The organism is Allobosea sp. FW305-C-101 (assembly GCF_058783685.1).
In genome coordinates, this window is record NZ_JBYSYT010000002.1 from 277,425 (window position 1) to 294,320 (window position 16,896).

Below are 16,896 nucleotides of genomic sequence, written 5' to 3' on the forward strand. Positions count from 1 at the left end.
GCGTGGGAGGCGACAGTCCTTCCCGCACTCCGAGGCGAACGGAAGACGACGCATGGCGACTGAGGATTTTGCGGCCGAGCCGGCAACGGCCGCACCGACGCGGGCGCAGGTCCGCTTCTCCAGACCGCTTCGTTACGTCGTCCGCGCGGTCCTCTTCCTCGCCCTGATCGGCTTCCTCGGCTACATCCTGCAGCGCGGGCTGGTCGACGCCTTCATGACCAACCCGGGGCTGAACGGCCTCATCCTGGGCGCCCTGCTCGTCGGCTGCCTGATCGCGCTGCGCGAACTCTGGCGCCTCCATAGCGAGGCGCGCGCCGCGACCAATCTCGCCGCCTCTCCCGCATCGGCCGAAGTCCGCCGCGGCCAGGTCATCGCTCCGCTGGGCACCGTGCTGCCGGCGCTGGAACGCGGCACGCTCGCCCCGGCTCAAGCGGCATCGACGCTCGAATCGATCGCGGTCAGGCTCGACGACGGCCGCGAAGTCCTGCGCTATCTCGGCGGCCTGCTCGTCTTCCTCGGCCTGCTCGGTACGTTCTGGGGCCTGCTCGACACGGTCGGCTCGGTCGGCGGCGTCATCAAGTCGCTGCGCACCGGCGCCGAAGCCGGCGTGCTCTTCGACGAATTGAAGGCCGGCCTCTCCGCCCCGCTCGCCGGCATGGGCCTGTCCTTCTCGTCCTCGCTCTTCGGCATCGCCGGCTCGCTGATCCTGGGCTTCCTCGACTTGCAGGTCGGGCAGGCGCAGCGCCGCTTCCGCAACGAGGTCGAGAGCTGGTTGGGCAGCCGCACCGGCACGCCCGAGGCGCCGGCTGCTCTGCTGGGTGCCGGCAACCCGCTGGCCGACCGCTTCGAGCAGCTCAGCGCCGCCATGGCCGACGGCGCCTCCAACAACCGCGCCGCGACCCAGGCCCTCTCCAATCTCGCCGAGGGCATCCAGGGCCTTGTCCAGCACATGCGCTCCGAGCAGCAGATGATCCGCGACTGGGTCGAGGCGCAGGCCGCGCGCGAGAAGGACTTGAAACGCCTGATCGACCGCCTCACTGCCGACCAGGTCACCGAGCCATGATGGCGCCTGACAGAGCAGGAGCCTGATCCATGGCCCTCTCCCGCGCCCATCGCCGCGAGGAAACGAATTTCTGGCCCGGCTTCGTCGATGCGCTCTCGACGATGCTGATCGGCATCGTCTTCCTGCTCACCGTCTTCGTGCTCGGCCAGTTCTTCCTGTCGCAGGAACTGACCGGCAAGGACACGGCACTGGAGCGGCTCAACAAGCAGATCTCGGAGCTGACCGACCTGCTCGCCCTGGAGCGTTCCTCCAACCGGCAGGCGCAGGAAAGCCTCCAGCTCATGCAGTCGACGCTCGCGCAGACGCAGGGCGACCGCACCCGTCTGCAGGGCCTGATCGACACGCAAGCCGGCAGCAATGCCGGTGCCCAGCTCGCCGAATCGCAGAGAGCGCTCGACGCCGAGAAGCAGCTTTCCGCCCGGGCCCAGGCCAGCGTCGATCTCGTCAACCAGCAGATCCAGGCCATGCGCCGCCAGCTTGCCGCGCTGGAAGAGGCGCTCGCCGCCTCCGAGGCCAAGGACAAGGATTCGCAGGCCCGCATTTCCGAGCTCGGCTCGCGCCTCAACGTCGCGCTGGCCCAGCGCGTGCAGGAACTCGCGCGTTATCGCTCGGACTTCTTCGGCCGCTTGCGGCAGGTGCTCGGCACGCGGCCCGACATCCGCGTCGTCGGCGACCGCTTCGTCTTCCAGTCCGAGGTCTTCTTCGATGCCGGCCAGGCCGTGCTGAAGCCCGAGGGCAAGGGCGAGCTCGACAAGCTCGCGACCATCCTGCTCGATCTCGGCAACGAGATGCCGCCGGACCTGCCCTGGATCCTGCGCGTCGATGGCCATACCGACAACCGCCCGATCAAGTCGGCCCAGTTCCCGTCGAACTGGTATCTCTCATCGGCTCGCGCCATCGCGGTCGTCGAGTACCTGATCTCGCGCGGCCTGCCGACCGACCGCGTCGCCGCGACCGGCTTCGGCGAATATCAACCGCTCGACGTCGCCAATAACGACGAAGCCTACCGCCGCAACCGCCGCATCGAGTTCAAGATCACGGAGCGGTGAGGCGGCCAAAGCGATACCAAGATGATCAGCCTGACAAATGGCTTTGAGCTGCCGAGCGTTTTTGACGGCCTGCCACGCATTCAAACTTCAATCGTCTCTGGAAACGTGCTCGCAGCGCTCTACAGCGATGCCTTGGGCCAGTTGCAGAGAGTGGACGGCGAATGGCATGTCGTGCCCGACCCGAGTGGCGATGCGCTAATCGTCCTTTTTGATCGGACCGGCCAAGCGACGCCCCTGCCGAGGTTTCGCATCCAGTCGTCCTGGGTCGCTTTTGCGATGAGGCCGCAAGGGGGCTGGGTGGTTGCGAGAACCAGTCGCGGTATCGGCACCGGAGATGTTCGCGACACGACCATCTACAACGACGAAGGTAAGATCATTCATCAGGTCGATGGCGGCGGCGCAATCGCTTTCCTTCAAATCGGCGAGGACGGGTCGTTCTGGGCCGGCCATGACGACGAGGATCGATCCGACGGCGCCAAGCTCGGCGGCATCTCATTTTTTACCGCTGATGGATCGGAAGCGCTTTATCACGATCTGACGGGCCCCATCCCGCATGAAGATGACGGGATGAGTTTCTGGTGCTGTTATGCGTTGAATGTCGCCGAAAGGGTAGCCTGGGCTCAGCACTACGATTCCATGCGCATTACGCGATTTGAGACCGATCGTAGCGCAAGATCGTGGATGACAGAGAACAACGGAGCGGTCGCTCTTGCCGTTGGTGACGGCTTGCTCGCGCACATCGGAAGATACGACGAGAATCAGTACAAGATCGGTGTGTTCCGGTTAAGGGAAACGCCAAGCTCCGAGCTTGTTGGGCGCATGGAATTCGATGTCGAGGGCAAGCGCCCCGAACATCTGCATTGGGTCGACGGCAAGAGCGATACCTTTCACATCGTCCATGACGACAAATGGTATCGCTTGGCGCTGGGCGATATTCTCACACACCTCTCAGCCTCTCGACAGGCAAGAAAAGCGGGAGAAACCTACGCCGTCTCCAGCCCGAACTGCAGCGCCGCCAGCCGCGCATAGAGCCCGCCGCGCGCCTTGAGCTCGGCATGGCTGCCCTCCTCGACGATGCGCCCATCCTCCATGACGAGGATGCGATCGGCCGAGAGGATGGTCGCCAGCCGATGCGCCACCACCAGCGTGGTCCGGCCCTGCATCAACCGGTCGAGCGCATCCTGCACCGCCCGCTCGCTTTCGGAATCGAGCGCCGAGGTGGCTTCGTCCAGCAGCAGGATCGGCGCATCCTTCAGGATCGCCCGCGCGATGGCGAGACGCTGGCGCTGCCCGCCGGAGAGCGTCACGCCGCGCTCGCCGACGACCGTCTCGTAACCCTCGGGCAAGGCGCGAATGAACTCGTCGGCCGCCGCGAGCTTTGCCGCGGACTCGACCTCCTCCTGCGATGCGCCGGGGCGGCCATAGGCGATGTTGTCGCGCACCGAGACGCCGAACACCGTCGGCTCCTGCGGCACCAGCGCGAAACGCTCGCGCCAGACGTCCGGATCGGCCTCAGGCCCGGCCACACCGTCGACGACGACGCGCCCGTCCTGCGGATCGTAGAAGCGCAGCGCCAGTTGCAGCACCGTGCTCTTGCCGGCGCCGGACGGGCCGACGAGCGCGATCCGCTCGCCCGGGCGAACCGAGAAGTCCAGGCTCGACAATGCCGGCCCGACACGGCCGGGATAGCTGAACGAGACGTTCTCGAAGGCGAGTTCCCCAAGCGAGGGCGCGGGCATGGGCTTGGGATGTGGTGGCGCGGCGATCGCGGGCTTCAGCGCCAGGATCTCGCCAAGCCGGCTGGAAGCGCCTGCGGCGGCGCTGATATCGCCATAGACTTCTGAGAGCTGGCCGAGCGAGCTGGCCGCCAGCACGGCGTAGAGGATGAACTGCGACAGCCGTCCGCCGCTCATCCGCCCATCGAACACCTCTGTCGCCCCGACCCAGAGCACGCAGACGACGCTGGCGCTGACCAGGAAGATCGCGACGCCCGAGAGCAGCGCGCGCGACGCCGTCGCCTCCCGCGAGGCGCCGTAAGCGTCATCGGAGGCCGCCTCGAACCGGGCCGAGGTCTGACGCGCGGCGCCGAAGGACTGCATCGTCCGGATGGCGCCAACCGCCTCGGCCGCGAACGCGGAAGCGTCGGCAAGCCGGTCCTGCGCCGCCCGCGAGCGCCGCCGGACCGAGCGCCCGGACAGGACCAGCGGAATCACGATCAGCGGGATGACGCCGATGACGATCGCCGAGAGTCGCGGGCTCGTCGCCACCATCATCCCGAGCGCCCCCAGCGCCATGATGGCGTTGCGCAGCGCGATCGAGGCGGTCGAGGCGAAGGTCGACTTGATCTGCGTGGTATCGGCGGTGAGCCGCGAGACGAGGTCGCCCGCCCGGCTCGAATCGAAGAAGGCCGGTTCCAGCCGGGTCAGGTGGCGGAAGACGTCGGCGCGCAGCGACGCGACGATGCGCTCGCCCACCGTCATCACCAGATAGAATCGCGCCGAGCTCGCGAGCGCCAGCACGCCGACGACGCCGATCAGCAGGATGAAATAGCTGTTAGCGAGCTGCCGCTCGCCGCCGGCAAAGCCGACATCGATGACGCGCCGGACTGCCAGCGGTAGCGCCAGTGTCGCCAGCGACGCGATGATCAGGGCAACGAGAGCCAGCGCGATCCGGCGCTTCTGCGCCCGCGCATAAGGCCAGAAGGTCGCGAGCGAGCGGAAATCGGGCCGGGCCTTCTTGTCGTTCTTGTCAGCTTCGGCCACGCACCGGAACTCCTGCTTCACGCGCACGCGTCGCGCACGCTCTTTCAACCAATCTCAATCTTGCCTCCGTGAAGCCGATCATGGCCGGATTGGCAAACGACGCAACGCCGCAGGGGAGCCCACGGGGACGTGTTGTGCTTGCGCTGAGGCGCTGGCTGCGATATGTGCACGCGACTTCACGACAGGCTCATCCGAATTCTTTCGACGGGCCGGGCAGGCTCGCCTGCTTGTCGATGCGCCCGTTTTTGTAGCTCCGAGGATTTCGTCATGGCCAAGGCCGGCATCCACCCCGATTATCACACCATCAAGGTCGTCATGACCGATGGCACCGAATATGCCACCCGCTCGACCTACGGCAAGGAAGGCGACACGCTGAACCTTGACATCGACCCCAAGACCCACCCGGCCTGGACCGGCGGCACCCAGCACATGCTGGATCGCGGCGGTCGCGTCTCGCGCTTCAACTCGCGCTTCAGCGGCATCGGCGCCATCGGCAAGAAGTGATGCTGCGGCGCTCCGGCGCCGCCGTCATTGATCTCGAACAAAAAACCCGGCCTCGCGGCCGGGTTTTTTATTTTGACATGGTCGTGTCGCGGCACCCGCAGGCGCCGCGCATCTGAGAGGTTCAGCGCCCGAAGCCGAGCCGCGCCTCGAGACTGGCAAGCTGGTTCAGCACGGGGTTGACGCTGGCGCGGACCCGCATCGTGCCAGACATCTGGCCTTCGAGATGGCGGATGCGCTCCTGCAGGCGGAAGGAATGCGCCATCAGGTCGCGCAGCCGCTCCGGCAGTTGTGCAACGACATGCTCGGCCGGCGGCGCCATCGGGTCGCCGATCTTGACCTTGTTATGCTCGGTGCGGGCCTGCTCGGCGGTGAGTTCGCCTTCAGCCACAGCCCGCTGCACGAGGAGCCAGGAGGCGATCTGCATCAGCCGCGTCGTCAGGCGCATGCTTTCGGTGGCATAGGTCAGCGAGGTCTCGCGCGGCAGCGCGGCGGCGTCCTTGCGCCCGTCCCCATCGAGATAGCTCGCCGTCTGCTCGACCAGCCCCATCCCCTCGCGAAACAGCAGCATGAAGGCATCGGAGCGCACGAAGCCCCGTGCGAAGGAAATCGCGCCCTCTTCCGTCTGCGGATCGAGCAACTGGGCGTCGTTCATTGGTGTCTCCCATCGGCACAAACCCGTGCGCCTCTGGAACGCGTCACGGATATGGTCACCGATGTCGCAAGGATAGCGCCGATCATGGTTTCCGGCGTCGGTAAGGTGCCGTTAACCTTAACGAGGCTAAACCGCTGTGGCGACAACAAGGCAGGCGGCTCCACAGGAGCGCATCAGACCAGCCGGTCCAAGGGAACGTGCGAGACAAAAAAAGAGCCGCCAAAGGCGGCTCGAAGGTCAACAGGGAGGCGTCAAACAGAGTGGGCAGGAGCCACTCGACATCCAGACAAACTGGATGATGCGATTCATACTTTGGAATCATTAACGCCCGGTAAACGGGCGTTTCTTTTTGACGCTTTTTCAGGCGGGCTTGCGGAAGAACGCGTCCGCCGCCGAGCGTGAGGCATCCTTGCGCGCCCGCGTCTCGGTCAGGCGTTCGATCTCGGCCTTGAGCGCGGCGATGCGCTCGTCGATCTCGGCCAGCGACAGCATCGACAGGTCCTGCCCGATCTCATGTACGCTCTTCGGTTTGGGACGGTCGTCCTCCGGGAATATCGACATGGCGGCCTCGCATCTGCTCAAACTGCGCGCGGCACGCTAGCTAAGTTTCGACCGCAGTCACGCTGCGACGCACCAATCGAGGACGAGACGCATGACCACCCTTCCCGAGACGATGACGGCGATCGGCATGACGGCGCCCGGCGGCCCCGAAGTCCTCAGGCCGGAAACGCGCCCGGTGCCGAAGCCCGGCCCCGGCCAGATCCTCGTCGCCATCGGCGCCGCCGGCGTCAACCGCCCCGACGTCCTGCAGCGGCAGGGCGGCTACAATCCCCCGCCCGGCGCCTCCGATATTCCCGGCCTCGAATTCGCCGGCACGGTCGTTGCGCAAGGCGAAGGCGCCAGCCGCTTTCCAGTAGGATCAACCGTCTGCGCCCTCGTCGCCGGCGGCGGCTATGCCGAATATGCGGTGGTCGACGAGACCAACGCCCTGCCCGCCCCCAAGGGACTGACGCTGACCGAGGCCGGCGCGATCCCTGAGACCTTCTTCACCGTCTGGACCAATGTCTTCCAGCGCGGCCGCCTGCAAGCCGGCGAGAACTTCCTCGTCCATGGCGGCTCGTCGGGCATCGGCACCACGGCGATCCAACTGGCCAAGGCCTTCGGCGCGACCGTCATCGCGACGGCCGGCTCCGACGACAAATGCGCCGCCTGCATCGAGCTCGGCGCCGACCACGCCATCAACTACCGCACCGAGGATTTCGTCGCGGCTGGCAAGGCCATGACCGGCGGGCGCGGCCCCGACCTGATCCTCGACATGGTCGGCGGCGACTATATCGACCGCAACTACGAGCTGGCCGCCGATCAGGGCCGCATCGTCCAGATCGCCTTCCTCAACGGGCCCAAGGCCACCGTCAATTTCAGCCGCCTGATGCTGAAGCGCCTGACGCATACCGGCTCGACCCTGCGCCCGCGCACGGTAGCCGAGAAAGCCGCCATCGCCGCCGAATTGCACGCCAAGGTCTGGCCGCTGCTGGAGGCCGGGCGCTGCAAGCCGCTGATCCACGCGACCTTCCCGCTGGCGCAGGCGGCCGAGGCCCATCGCCTGATGGAGTCGAGCACCCATATCGGCAAGATCGTTCTGACGGTGTGACCGTCTGCAATCACACGCTTTTCATGGACACCTGCCCCGCCCTCGCCTATAAGGCGCGCCATCCTGCTCATCGTCGATGATTTGGATGGCCGGCCGGGGAGGCCGGTCGGCGCATGAGAGCTATTGTCCGCGACCCTGCCTTTATGAGCCCCTGCGAGCGGCGGCGCGAAGGCGAAGAGGAGACCGTCCCCGTGTCACAAACCCCGCTGATGCCCAAGGCCACCGCGGTCTGGCTGGTCGAGAACACCTCGCTGACCTTCGAGCAGATCGCCGAGTTCTGCAAGCTTCACCCGCTCGAGGTGCGCGGCATCGCGGACGGCGAAGTCGCCGCCGGCATCAAGGGTCTCGACCCCATCACCTCCGGCCAGCTCACCCGCGAGGAGCTGGAGCGCGCCGCCAAGAACCCGAACCATCACCTCAAGCTCGCCGAGCGCAAGGTGAAGGTGCCGGAGATCAAGCGCACCAAGGGCCCGCGCTACACCCCGGTCTCGAAGCGCCAGGATCGTCCGAACGCCATCCTCTGGCTGCTGCGCAACCATCCCGAGCTCAAGGACGCGCAGGTCATCCGCCTGATCGGCACGACCAAGTCGACCATCGCGCAGATCCGCGACCGGACGCACTGGAACGCTCAGCAGCTCACCCCGATCGACCCGGTCAGCCTCGGCCTGTGCTCGCAGATCGATCTCGATTTCGAAGTCGGCCGTGCCTCCAAGGACCGCCCGGCCGCGCTGGCCGAGGCCGGCTCGACCCTGCTCACGGTGGAAGAAGCGATCGCTCCGGAGCCCGTGCGCAACGAGAGCCAGCCCTTCGCCGACATGAGCCGGCCGAAGCGCGAGGAAGAAGCGGCGATCGACGTCGACTCGGTCTTCGCCAAGCTGAAGCAGCTCAAGCGCCCGGCCGAGGACGAGGACGACGAGGGCTGAGGCTCTCCATAGCCGTCATGCTCGGGCTTGACCCGAGCATCTCGGAAACCAGCGCTCTCCTGTCCTGAGATTCTCGGGTCGAAGCTTCGCTTCGCCCGAGAATGATGGCCCGATCGGGGGCCCTACCCGATCCCCCTGCCCTTCAGCGCCGTGCCGATCTCGCCGAGCACCGCGATATCCTCGATCGTCGCCGGCACCGCGTAGTCCTCGCCATCGGCGATCTTCTTCATCGTCGCCCTGAGTATCTTGCCGGAGCGCGTCTTCGGCAATCGCGCGACCGTCAGCGCCAGCTTGAAGGCAGCGACCGGCCCGATGCGCTCACGCACCAGCGCGACCAGCTCCTTCTCGACCTGCTCGGGCGTCACCGTCGCGCCGGCCTTCAGCACCACGAAGCCGCAGGGCTGCTCGCCCTTGAGCGCGTCGCGGATGCCGACGACCGCGCATTCCGCCACGGCCGGATGCGCCGCCAGCACCTCCTCCATGCCGCCGGTCGAGAGCCGGTGACCGGCGACATTGATGATGTCGTCGGTGCGGCCCATGATGAAGACATAGCCGTCCGCGTCGATGAAGCCGGCATCCGAGGTGTTGTAATAGCCCGGATAGGTTGCGAGATACGCCTCCCTGAAGCGCGCATCATCGTTCCACAGGGTCGGCAGCGCGCCCGGCGGCAAGGGCAGCTTCAGCACGATCGCGCCCATCTTGCCCGCCTCGACCGGCCGGCCGCCCTCGTCGAGGCACTGCACGTCCCAACCCGGCAGCGGCACCGTCGGCGAGCCATGCTTCACCGGCAGCAAGCCCAGCCCCAGGGGATCGCCGACGATCGGCGAACCGCTCTCGGTCTGCCACCAATGGTCGATCACCGGGACCTTGAGCATGGCCTCGGCCCATTTCAGCGTCTCGGGATCAGCCCGCTCGCCAGCCAGGAACAGCGCCCTGAAACGTGAGAGATCATGCCCGGCGAGATATTTGCCTTCGGGGTCTTCCTTGCGGATCGCGCGGAAGGCGGTCGGCGCCGTGAACAGCACCTTGACGCCGTGTTCGGCGATCACGCGCCAGAAAGCGCCGGGATCGGGCGTGCCGACCGGCTTGCCCTCGTAGAGCACGCTGGTCGCGCCCTGGATCAGTGGCGCATAGACGATATAGCCGTGCCCGACGACCCAGCCGACATCGGAGGCGCAGAACATCACCTCGCCCGGCCCGACATCGAAGAGCTGGTCCATCGTCGCCTTGAGCACGACCATGTGCCCGCCATTGTCGCGGACCACGCCCTTGGGCCGGCCGGTCGTGCCGGAGGTGTAGAGGATGTAGAGCGGGTCCGTCGCGGCGACCTCGACGCACTCCGCCTTGCGCCCCGCGGCCTTCGCAGCAGCCACCAGCGTGCGCCAGTTCTTGTCGCGGGTGACATGCATCGAGGCATCGACTTGCGGCCGCTGCAGCACCACGCAGGCCTGCGGCTTGTGCCGGGCCATCTCGATCGCACCGTCGAGCAGCGGCTTGTATTCAACCACGCGCGTCGGCTCGATACCGCAGGTCGCGGTCAGGATGACCTTGGGCTCGGCATCATCGATGCGCGTCGCCAGCTCCTTGGCCGCGAAGCCGCCGAACACCACCGAATGCACCGCGCCGATCCGGGCACAGGCCAGCATCGCGAAGGCCGCCTCCGGCACCATCGGCATATAGATCAGGACGCGGTCGCCCTTGCCGACACCGAGGTCTTCGAGCACGGCAGCGAGCGTCGCGACCTCCTCCAGCATCTCAGCATAGGTGTAGCGCGCCTTCGTGCCGGTGACCGGGCTGTCATGGATCAGCGCGACCTGCTCGCCCCGGCCGTCGCGCACATGCCGGTCGAGCGCGTTGAAGCAGGTGTTGCAGGTCGCGTCCGGAAACCAGCGGCCATAGATGCCCGCAGTCGGGTCGAAAGCCCTCTCGGGCGGCTTGATCCAGTCGATCGCCCTGGCCATGTCGAGCCAATAGGCATCCGGATCGGCCTGCCAGCGGGCATAGGTCTCGCGATAGCCTTCGGCGCGGGCGGGCGCCGCATGGGAGCCATTCATCGGAAGCGTTCCTCTGCGCCGGGTTTCAGCCTAAAGCCCCGTGAGCGAGCCGGCGATGGCGGGGCTGGTTTTGCGCGGAACCCTGCGCTCTTCCCCGCGCCCAGCGCAAGCGCGCCGCCTTAAGACTTTCGCCGATCCCGATCTGCATTTCCCGGCCCTGCGACGCAGTATCACATGCCCTTCGACCTGCTCTTCTTCGCCGCCATGGTGCCGGCCGTCGTCCTGACCGGGCTGGCCAAGGGCGGCTTCTCCGGGATCGGCCTGCTCTCCCTGCCCCTGATGGCGCTGGTCGTCTCGCCAGTGACGGCGGCCGCGATCATGCTGCCGCTCCTGATCGCGCAGGATGTCGTCTCGGTCTGGTCCTACCGCCGCGATTTCGACCGCCGCAATCTCGCGACGCTGGCGCCCGGCGCCCTGCTCGGCATTCTCGTCGGCTATCTGCTGGCGGCGAAGGTTTCGGATGCCGCCGTCGTGCTCGCGGTCGGGCTGATCTCGGTCGGCTTCGCTTTGCGCCGCATGCTCAGCGACGGCAAGAAGCCGGCCGTGGCAACGCAGGCGAACTGGAGTGCCGGCAGCCTCTGGGGCTTCTTCTGCGGCTTCACCAGTATGGTCGCCCATGCCGGCGGCCCGCCCTTCCAGATCTATGTCATGCCGCAGAAGCTGAAGCCTGCCATTTTCGTCGGCACCGGCGCGGTCTTCTTCGCCGCGATGAACCTGGTCAAGCTCGTGCCCTATCTTGCGCTCGGCCAGCTCAACAGCCAGAATCTGCTAGCCTCCGCCGCGCTGCTGCCCTTCGCGGTCGCTGCGACCTTCGCCGGGGTCTGGCTGGTCCGGCGTGTCCCGCCCGAGCGCTTTTACGGCATCATCTACTGGCTCCTGCTACTGGTCGGCGCCAAGCTCGTCCATGACGGCCTGCGCGACTTGCACCTTCTCGGCTGAGCCGCATCCGCGCGATTGCGCCGCATCGGAAAAAGGGATGGATTACCTGGGAGCGCGCCAGCCGCTAAGGCTTTCGGTGCTTGCGAGGAAGACTCCCGATGACCCGTTCGGCCTATGACACCGATCTCGACCGCAACCCGGCGAACTACCAGCCGCTGACGCCGCTGGCCTTCATCGAACGCGCAGCCTCGGTCTTCCCCGACCGCACCGCGATCATTCACGGGCCGCTGCGTCGCTCCTATGCGCAGTTTTACGCCCGCGCGCGCCGCCTCGCCTCGGCCCTGGTGAAGCACGGCGTCAGTAAGAACGACACCGTCGCGGCCATGCTGCCGAACACGCCGGCCATGCTCGAATGCCATTACGGAGTGCCGATGGCCGGCGCCGTCCTCAACACGCTGAACACCCGCCTTGATGCCGCGATCATCGCCTTCTCGCTCGATCATGGCGCAGCGAAGGTGCTGATCACCGACCGCGAATTCTCCGGGACGATCAAGCAGGCGCTGGCACTCTGCAAAGCGAAGCCGATCGTCATCGACTATGACGATCCCGTCTATGACGGCCCCGGCGAGCGGCTGGGCCAGATGGAGTACGAGGAACTCGTCGCCTCCGGCGATCCCGATTTCGACTGGCTGATGCCGGGAGACGAGTGGGACGCCATCGCGCTCAACTATACCTCCGGCACCACCGGCGACCCCAAGGGCGTGGTCTATCACCATCGCGGCGCGAACCTGCTGGCGACCTCCAACGTCATCACCGGCAATATGGGCCGGCACCCGGTCTATCTCTGGACGCTGCCGATGTTCCACTGCAATGGGTGGTGCTTCCCCTGGACGATCTCGATCGTCGCCGGCACCCATGTCTGCCTGCGGCAGGTCCGCGCCAAGGCGATGTACGATGCGCTGGCAGACCATGGCGTCACCCATCTCTGCGGCGCGCCGATCGTGATGTCGACGCTGCTCAACGCCACGCCCGAGGAGCGCCGCGACTTCCCGCAGACGGTGTCCTTCTTCACCGCGGCCGCCCCGCCGCCCGAAGCCGTGCTCGCTGGCATGAAGCAGGCCGGTTTCGAGGTCACCCATCTCTACGGGCTGACCGAGTGCTACGGCCCCTCCGTCGTCAACGACTGGAATGACGACTGGAACGCGCTCTCAGCGGCCGAGCAGGCCGCCAAGAAAGCCCGCCAGGGCGTGCGCTATCCGGCACTCGAAGGGCTCGACGTGCTCGACCCCGAGACGATGCAGCCCGTCCCGCGCGACGGCCAGACCCTCGGCGAGGTCATGATGCGCGGCAATGTGGTGATGAAGGGCTATCTCGGCAACCGGAAATCGACCGAGGCCGCCTTCGCCGGGGGCTGGTTCCATACCGGCGATCTCGGCGTGCGCTATCCGGACGGCTACATCCAGCTCAAGGACCGCTCGAAGGACATCATCATCTCCGGAGGCGAGAACATCTCCTCGATCGAGGTCGAGGATGCGCTCTACAAGCACCCGGCCGTGCAGGCTGCCGCCGTGGTCGCCCGCCCCGACGAGAAATGGGGCGAGACGCCCTGCGCCTTCATCGAATTGAAGCCGGGCAAGACCGCGACGGAGGCCGAGATCATCGCCTGGTGCCGCGAGCATCTCGCCTCGTTCAAATGCCCGCGCACCATCGTCTTCGCCGAAGTGCCGAAGACCTCGACCGGCAAGATCCAGAAATTCCGCTTGCGCGAGATGGCGCGGGCGCTCTGAACCCGCACGTCACGCTCGGGTTTGCCCCGAGCATCTCGGAAACCGGTGCTTTCTCGTCCTCAGATTCTCGGGTCGAAGCGACGCTTCGCCCGAGAATGACGGAGACACCCAGCCGAAGACCGGATCCTCACGCCCCGGCGCGATCGAGCCGCCCATTCGGCGTGACGCGATCAACGGTTTCCGGCAGAACCTGAGACAACCGATCCAGCAACTCGTCACGCGACAGGCCCGTCCGCTGCGCGATCGCGTCGATCACCTGCGGGCCGAGCGCCTGTTCGAGATCGTTGGGTGCGACCTCCTGGTTGGGGCCGTTCTGCACCCAGGAATCGACCTTCTCGCCCTGCCCGGCCTGCCTGAACCGGTCGGCAAGCTCGCCGAGCCCGCCATTCAGCACGCTGCCGATGCCGCCGGCACCCAGCAATCCGCCAAGGCCACCGAGAAGTCCGCCGCCATCGCCCTGCGGCGCGGCCCCGGCCTGGCCGGGTTGCGAGGCCGGAACCTGCCCCGGTTCCGGCTGGCCGCGGCCGCCCAACCACTCCGCGATCTTGTCGCGATTCTGATAACCGGCGACCGCGACGAGCCCGAGAAGGGCGGTCAGGGACGGGAAACCGCTGCTGCTGTTGTCGTCACTCACGGCGCTCACTCCGTTTGGGAAAGGAAGGTCGAACTTAGACCGCGCGGTTGCGGCCGCTGATCGCACCCCAGACGACCAGCACGATGATGGCCCCGACGACCGCGCCGATCAGCCCGGCGCCCTGCCCTGGCGCGTACCAGCCGAGGGATTGGCCGAGATAGGTTGCGACGAAGGCGCCGATGATGCCGAGGATCGTCGTCAGCACGAAGCCCGCGGGCTCGTTCGAGCCGGGCATGATGAACTTGGCGATAACCCCGGCGACGAAACCGATGATGATGGTCCAGACTATGCCCATGGCAGCCCCCCCTCGCGATGCGCGCCCGGCTTCAACGGGTCATCGCGACAGAAGTTCCCGCCGATTTGTGTCATTCCGTTGACGACGCCCCGCCCTGGCCTTCCGCCAACGAAAAACCGGCCCTTTCGGGCCGGTTCATCCGCATCTTCATCGCATTCAACGGGCCACTCGGCCCGCCGGCTCAATGCAAGGTTCGCTCCGGAATGGTCATCCGTACGCGTTCGATCTCATCCTTCAGTTGCAACTTCTTCCGCTTCAGCTCTGCGAGGCTGAGGTCACTGGAAGACGGGCTCGCCACAGCCTGGGCGATAGCGTCCTCGAGTTGACGGTGCTTGCGCTCGAGTTCCGCAAGACGGGTCTGCAACGACATCTGGATCCTCCTGATGAGCAGTTGACGTACCAATCTGGCATAGAGCCGGCTTCACGTCTTCCCCATGCCGTCACACGGCATTCATGAGATTCTGTGATCGTGACCGGTCCGTTTCCGGAAAGCCGTGAATAGATGGCTTCCCTATGCTTGCGCCGCCTCGCCCGCACTTGCGGGACGCCGGGCGACACGCGCATAGTCGCCCCCGATCAAGGCGATGATGAGATGCCCATGGGATTCGAGCTCAGCCCGGAAGAGGTCGAGACCTTCACCTCCGAACTCGCGCGGCTGCGCGAGGAGCATCGCGATCTCGACAGCGCCATCGACGCGCTGGAGCGCGTGGGCTCGATCAATCAGGTCCAGGTCCAGCGCCTGAAGAAGCGCAAGCTCTACCTGAAGGACCGCATCACCCAGATCGAGGATGCGCTCACACCCGACATCATCGCCTGACGCCAGCGTTTTCCGGCACCTTGGCGCCGATTCGCCCTTGCTTACCCGGCGTCTACCGGTCTAGATCGCGCGCTTCCGGAGCCGAGCCCGAGCGCATTCCATGGCAGCCAGCAGCCCCCCCGTCGCCATCATCATGGGCAGCCAGTCCGACTGGGCGACGATGCGTCATGCGGCCGAGGCGCTCGAAGCGCTCGCCATCCCCTATGATGCCCGCATCGTCTCGGCCCATCGCACCCCGGACAGGCTCTTTGACTTCGCCAAGGGCGCCAAGGCCGAAGGCTTCAAGGTGGTCATTGCGGGGGCCGGCGGCGCGGCGCATCTGCCGGGCATGACGGCCTCGCTAACGCCGCTGCCGGTCTTCGGCGTCCCCGTCGAATCCAAGGCCCTGTCGGGGCAGGACAGCCTGCTCTCGATCGTGCAGATGCCGGCCGGCATCCCCGTCGGCACGCTCGCCATCGGCCGCGCCGGCGCCGTCAACGCAGCGCTCCTCGCCGCCGCGGTGCTCGCTCTCTCGGACAGCGCCCTCGCCGAGCGGCTCGACGCCTATCGCGCCCGCCAGAGCGCTGGCATCGCCGAGCGCCCCAACCGGGACGAGGCATGAGCGCGCCCGTTCCCACCGGCCTTGCGCCCGGCGCCATGCTCGGCATCCTCGGCGGCGGCCAGCTTGCCCGGATGATGGCGCTTGCCGCCGCCGATCTCGGCATCCGCTGCCATGTTTTCGCGCCCGAGACCGACAGCCCGGCCTTCGACGTTTCCGCCCGCCACACCGTCGCGGAATACGAGGACGAGGAGGCGCTCGCCCGCTTCGCCGACGCCGTCGACGTCGTCACCTACGAATTCGAGAACGTCCCGGCCGCGACCGCTGCCTTCCTCGCCGCGCGCGTGCCGCTCCATCCCGGTGCCCGCGCCCTGGCGGTGACGCAGGACCGGCTCAGCGAGAAGCGCTTCGTCTCCGGGCTCGGCCTCGCCGTCGCGCCGTTCCGCTCGGTCGACACGCTCGCCGATCTCGAAGCCGCCGCCGCCGAACTCGGCCGCCCCTCGGTGCTGAAGACCCGCCGCTTCGGCTATGACGGCAAGGGGCAGGTCAAGATCGCGCCGGGCAGCGATCTCGCCGAGGCACACGAGGCGATCGGGCGTTTCCCCGCGATCCTCGAGGGCTTCGTCTCCTTCGTGCGCGAGGTCTCGGTCGTCGCCGCGCGCGGGCTCGACGGCTCCTTCGCCGCCTTCGACGTCTGCGAGAACGAGCACCGCGACCATATCCTCGCCTATACCCGCATCCCTGCGAATCTCTCGGAAGGCGCGTCGCTGCAGGCGATCGATGCCGCCCGCCGCATCGGCGAGGCGCTCGGCTATGTCGGTGTCTTCACGGTGGAGCTGTTCGTGCTGGAGGCCGAGGGCGACCTCGCCGAGCGTGTAGTCGTCAATGAGATCGCCCCGCGCGTCCATAATTCCGGGCACTGGACCAGCGAAGGCGCCGAGACCTCGCAGTTCCACCAGCATGTCCGCGCCGTCTGCGGCTTCCCGCTCGGTTCGACCGCCCGGCGCGGCCGCGTCGAGATGGAGAATCTGATCGGCGCGAGCGCGTTGCGCTGGCGCGAATTGCTGGCCGAGCCCGGCGCGCATCTGCATCTCTACGGCAAGCGCGATGCCCGCCCGGGCCGTAAGATGGGCCATGTCACCCGTGTCACGGCCGAGCACGCTTGAACGACCGGATGGCGCCTATTCCTGAACTGCATGCGGCCCCGCATTTTCAAGGGTTCGCGGCGTGGACAGGCGAAATGAATTCTGCTATCGGCACCCATCTTCGCGCGGTGGGCTCTGCCTTA

General features: G+C 66.8%; 18 protein-coding genes. 11 read left to right on the forward strand and 7 right to left on the reverse strand.

All coding sequences use genetic code 11. The features are described from left to right. The first annotated feature begins 52 nt into the window (after positions 1 to 52). The 3 genes from AC3WMA_RS08850 to AC3WMA_RS08860 are packed head-to-tail and all read left to right on the forward strand — an operon-like array spanning position 53 to position 3,141. On the forward strand, positions 53 to 1,063 hold the full coding sequence (locus AC3WMA_RS08850) for a flagellar motor protein MotA (protein ID WP_492285025.1): 1,011 nt from the start codon (positions 53 to 55) through the stop codon (positions 1,061 to 1,063). 29 nt (positions 1,064 to 1,092) lie between these two features. Further along, entirely contained in the window at positions 1,093 to 2,112 is a 1,020-nt protein-coding gene (locus AC3WMA_RS08855) for a peptidoglycan -binding protein (RefSeq protein ID WP_492285026.1), read from the forward strand. Positions 2,113 to 2,133: 21 nt separating this feature from the next. Next, positions 2,134 to 3,141: a hypothetical protein gene (locus AC3WMA_RS08860; protein WP_492285027.1), complete on the forward strand. Its 1,008-nt coding sequence runs from the start codon at positions 2,134 to 2,136 to the stop codon at positions 3,139 to 3,141. On the opposite strand, the gene AC3WMA_RS08865 is transcribed toward AC3WMA_RS08860, so the two are convergent. Further along, on the reverse strand, positions 3,096 to 4,874 hold the full coding sequence (locus AC3WMA_RS08865) for an ABC transporter transmembrane domain-containing protein (protein WP_492285028.1): 1,779 nt from the start codon (positions 4,872 to 4,874) through the stop codon (positions 3,096 to 3,098). The two genes, AC3WMA_RS08860 and AC3WMA_RS08865, sit on opposite strands and share 46 nt — an antisense overlap. 267 nt (positions 4,875 to 5,141) lie before the next feature. On the opposite strand from AC3WMA_RS08865, the gene rpmE reads away from it, so the two are divergent. Next, positions 5,142 to 5,378, forward strand: coding sequence for a 50S ribosomal protein L31 (gene rpmE / locus AC3WMA_RS08870; protein WP_199091846.1), 237 nt, complete (start codon positions 5,142 to 5,144; stop codon positions 5,376 to 5,378). A gap of 121 nt (positions 5,379 to 5,499) precedes the next feature. Here the strand turns inward: rpmE and rcdA are convergent, their stop codons facing one another. Next, positions 5,500 to 6,030, reverse strand: coding sequence for a protease adaptor protein RcdA (gene rcdA, locus AC3WMA_RS08875; RefSeq protein ID WP_492285029.1), 531 nt, complete (start codon positions 6,028 to 6,030; stop codon positions 5,500 to 5,502). 360 nt (positions 6,031 to 6,390) lie between these two features. Next, the gene (locus AC3WMA_RS08880; RefSeq protein WP_492285030.1) at positions 6,391 to 6,591 is read right to left on the reverse strand and encodes a DUF1192 domain-containing protein; all 201 of its coding nucleotides are present in this window, start codon (positions 6,589 to 6,591) and stop codon (positions 6,391 to 6,393) included. A gap of 91 nt (positions 6,592 to 6,682) precedes the next feature. Here AC3WMA_RS08880 and AC3WMA_RS08885 point away from each other — a divergent pair, with 91 nt between their 5' ends. Both AC3WMA_RS08885 and AC3WMA_RS08890 read left to right on the forward strand, forming a co-directional pair. Continuing rightward, positions 6,683 to 7,681: an NAD(P)H-quinone oxidoreductase gene (locus tag AC3WMA_RS08885; RefSeq protein ID WP_492285031.1), complete on the forward strand. Its 999-nt coding sequence runs from the start codon at positions 6,683 to 6,685 to the stop codon at positions 7,679 to 7,681. A gap of 191 nt (positions 7,682 to 7,872) precedes the next feature. Next, on the forward strand, positions 7,873 to 8,604 hold the full coding sequence (locus AC3WMA_RS08890) for a DUF1013 domain-containing protein (RefSeq protein WP_492285032.1): 732 nt from the start codon (positions 7,873 to 7,875) through the stop codon (positions 8,602 to 8,604). A gap of 122 nt (positions 8,605 to 8,726) precedes the next feature. On the opposite strand, the gene AC3WMA_RS08895 is transcribed toward AC3WMA_RS08890, so the two are convergent. Further along, positions 8,727 to 10,658, reverse strand: coding sequence for a propionyl-CoA synthetase (locus tag AC3WMA_RS08895; protein WP_492285033.1), 1,932 nt, complete (start codon positions 10,656 to 10,658; stop codon positions 8,727 to 8,729). A gap of 174 nt (positions 10,659 to 10,832) precedes the next feature. On the opposite strand from AC3WMA_RS08895, the gene AC3WMA_RS08900 reads away from it, so the two are divergent. Together AC3WMA_RS08900 and AC3WMA_RS08905 are read left to right on the forward strand one after the other, a co-directional pair. Continuing rightward, positions 10,833 to 11,597, forward strand: coding sequence for a sulfite exporter TauE/SafE family protein (locus AC3WMA_RS08900; RefSeq protein WP_492285034.1), 765 nt, complete (start codon positions 10,833 to 10,835; stop codon positions 11,595 to 11,597). Positions 11,598 to 11,695: 98 nt separating this feature from the next. Continuing rightward, entirely contained in the window at positions 11,696 to 13,324 is a 1,629-nt protein-coding gene (locus AC3WMA_RS08905; RefSeq protein ID WP_492285035.1) for an acyl-CoA synthetase, read from the forward strand. A gap of 127 nt (positions 13,325 to 13,451) precedes the next feature. Here AC3WMA_RS08905 and AC3WMA_RS08910 read toward each other — a convergent pair whose 3' ends face one another. The 3 genes from AC3WMA_RS08910 to AC3WMA_RS08920 all read right to left on the reverse strand — a co-directional run bounded on the left by AC3WMA_RS08910 (position 13,452) and on the right by AC3WMA_RS08920 (position 14,623). Further along, a complete protein-coding gene (locus AC3WMA_RS08910) occupies positions 13,452 to 13,958 on the reverse strand; it encodes a YidB family protein (protein ID WP_492285036.1) in 507 nt (168 codons plus the stop codon). 34 nt (positions 13,959 to 13,992) lie between these two features. Beyond that, the gene (locus AC3WMA_RS08915) at positions 13,993 to 14,253 is read right to left on the reverse strand and encodes a GlsB/YeaQ/YmgE family stress response membrane protein (protein ID WP_257731138.1); all 261 of its coding nucleotides are present in this window, start codon (positions 14,251 to 14,253) and stop codon (positions 13,993 to 13,995) included. A gap of 181 nt (positions 14,254 to 14,434) precedes the next feature. Beyond that, the gene (locus tag AC3WMA_RS08920; RefSeq protein ID WP_199091974.1) at positions 14,435 to 14,623 is read right to left on the reverse strand and encodes a YdcH family protein; all 189 of its coding nucleotides are present in this window, start codon (positions 14,621 to 14,623) and stop codon (positions 14,435 to 14,437) included. Between the two features lie 228 nt (positions 14,624 to 14,851). Between AC3WMA_RS08920 and AC3WMA_RS08925 the strand changes: the two genes are divergently transcribed. The 3 genes from AC3WMA_RS08925 (at position 14,852) to AC3WMA_RS08935 (ending at position 16,774) form a co-directional block, all read left to right on the forward strand. Further along, positions 14,852 to 15,070, forward strand: a complete 219-nt coding sequence (locus tag AC3WMA_RS08925) for a YdcH family protein (protein ID WP_492285037.1) — start codon at positions 14,852 to 14,854, stop codon at positions 15,068 to 15,070. Positions 15,071 to 15,170: 100 nt separating this feature from the next. Then, positions 15,171 to 15,671: a 5-(carboxyamino)imidazole ribonucleotide mutase gene (gene purE, locus AC3WMA_RS08930; protein ID WP_336811110.1), complete on the forward strand. Its 501-nt coding sequence runs from the start codon at positions 15,171 to 15,173 to the stop codon at positions 15,669 to 15,671. Beyond that, positions 15,668 to 16,774: a 5-(carboxyamino)imidazole ribonucleotide synthase gene (locus tag AC3WMA_RS08935; protein ID WP_492285038.1), complete on the forward strand. Its 1,107-nt coding sequence runs from the start codon at positions 15,668 to 15,670 to the stop codon at positions 16,772 to 16,774. The genes purE and AC3WMA_RS08935 overlap by 4 nt, the downstream gene beginning before the upstream one ends. Positions 16,775 to 16,896: the final 122 nt, after the last annotated feature.

Coding starts and splice junctions, on each gene's coding strand:
- AC3WMA_RS08885 (WP_492285031.1), top strand. CDS start 6,683: ATGACCACCCTTCCCGAGACGATGACGGCGATCGGCATGACGGCGCCC.
- AC3WMA_RS08895 (WP_492285033.1), bottom strand. CDS start 10,658: ATGAATGGCTCCCATGCGGCGCCCGCCCGCGCCGAAGGCTATCGCGAG.
- rcdA (WP_492285029.1), bottom strand. CDS start 6,030: ATGAACGACGCCCAGTTGCTCGATCCGCAGACGGAAGAGGGCGCGATT.
- AC3WMA_RS08905 (WP_492285035.1), top strand. CDS start 11,696: ATGACCCGTTCGGCCTATGACACCGATCTCGACCGCAACCCGGCGAAC.
- AC3WMA_RS08900 (WP_492285034.1), top strand. CDS start 10,833: ATGCCCTTCGACCTGCTCTTCTTCGCCGCCATGGTGCCGGCCGTCGTC.
- AC3WMA_RS08915 (WP_257731138.1), bottom strand. CDS start 14,253: ATGGGCATAGTCTGGACCATCATCATCGGTTTCGTCGCCGGGGTTATC.
- AC3WMA_RS08850 (WP_492285025.1), top strand. CDS start 53: ATGGCGACTGAGGATTTTGCGGCCGAGCCGGCAACGGCCGCACCGACG.
- AC3WMA_RS08925 (WP_492285037.1), top strand. CDS start 14,852: ATGGGATTCGAGCTCAGCCCGGAAGAGGTCGAGACCTTCACCTCCGAA.
- purE (WP_336811110.1), top strand. CDS start 15,171: ATGGCAGCCAGCAGCCCCCCCGTCGCCATCATCATGGGCAGCCAGTCC.
- AC3WMA_RS08855 (WP_492285026.1), top strand. CDS start 1,093: ATGGCCCTCTCCCGCGCCCATCGCCGCGAGGAAACGAATTTCTGGCCC.
- AC3WMA_RS08920 (WP_199091974.1), bottom strand. CDS start 14,623: ATGTCGTTGCAGACCCGTCTTGCGGAACTCGAGCGCAAGCACCGTCAA.
- AC3WMA_RS08935 (WP_492285038.1), top strand. CDS start 15,668: ATGAGCGCGCCCGTTCCCACCGGCCTTGCGCCCGGCGCCATGCTCGGC.
- rpmE (WP_199091846.1), top strand. CDS start 5,142: ATGGCCAAGGCCGGCATCCACCCCGATTATCACACCATCAAGGTCGTC.
- AC3WMA_RS08880 (WP_492285030.1), bottom strand. CDS start 6,591: ATGTCGATATTCCCGGAGGACGACCGTCCCAAACCGAAGAGCGTACAT.
- AC3WMA_RS08860 (WP_492285027.1), top strand. CDS start 2,134: ATGATCAGCCTGACAAATGGCTTTGAGCTGCCGAGCGTTTTTGACGGC.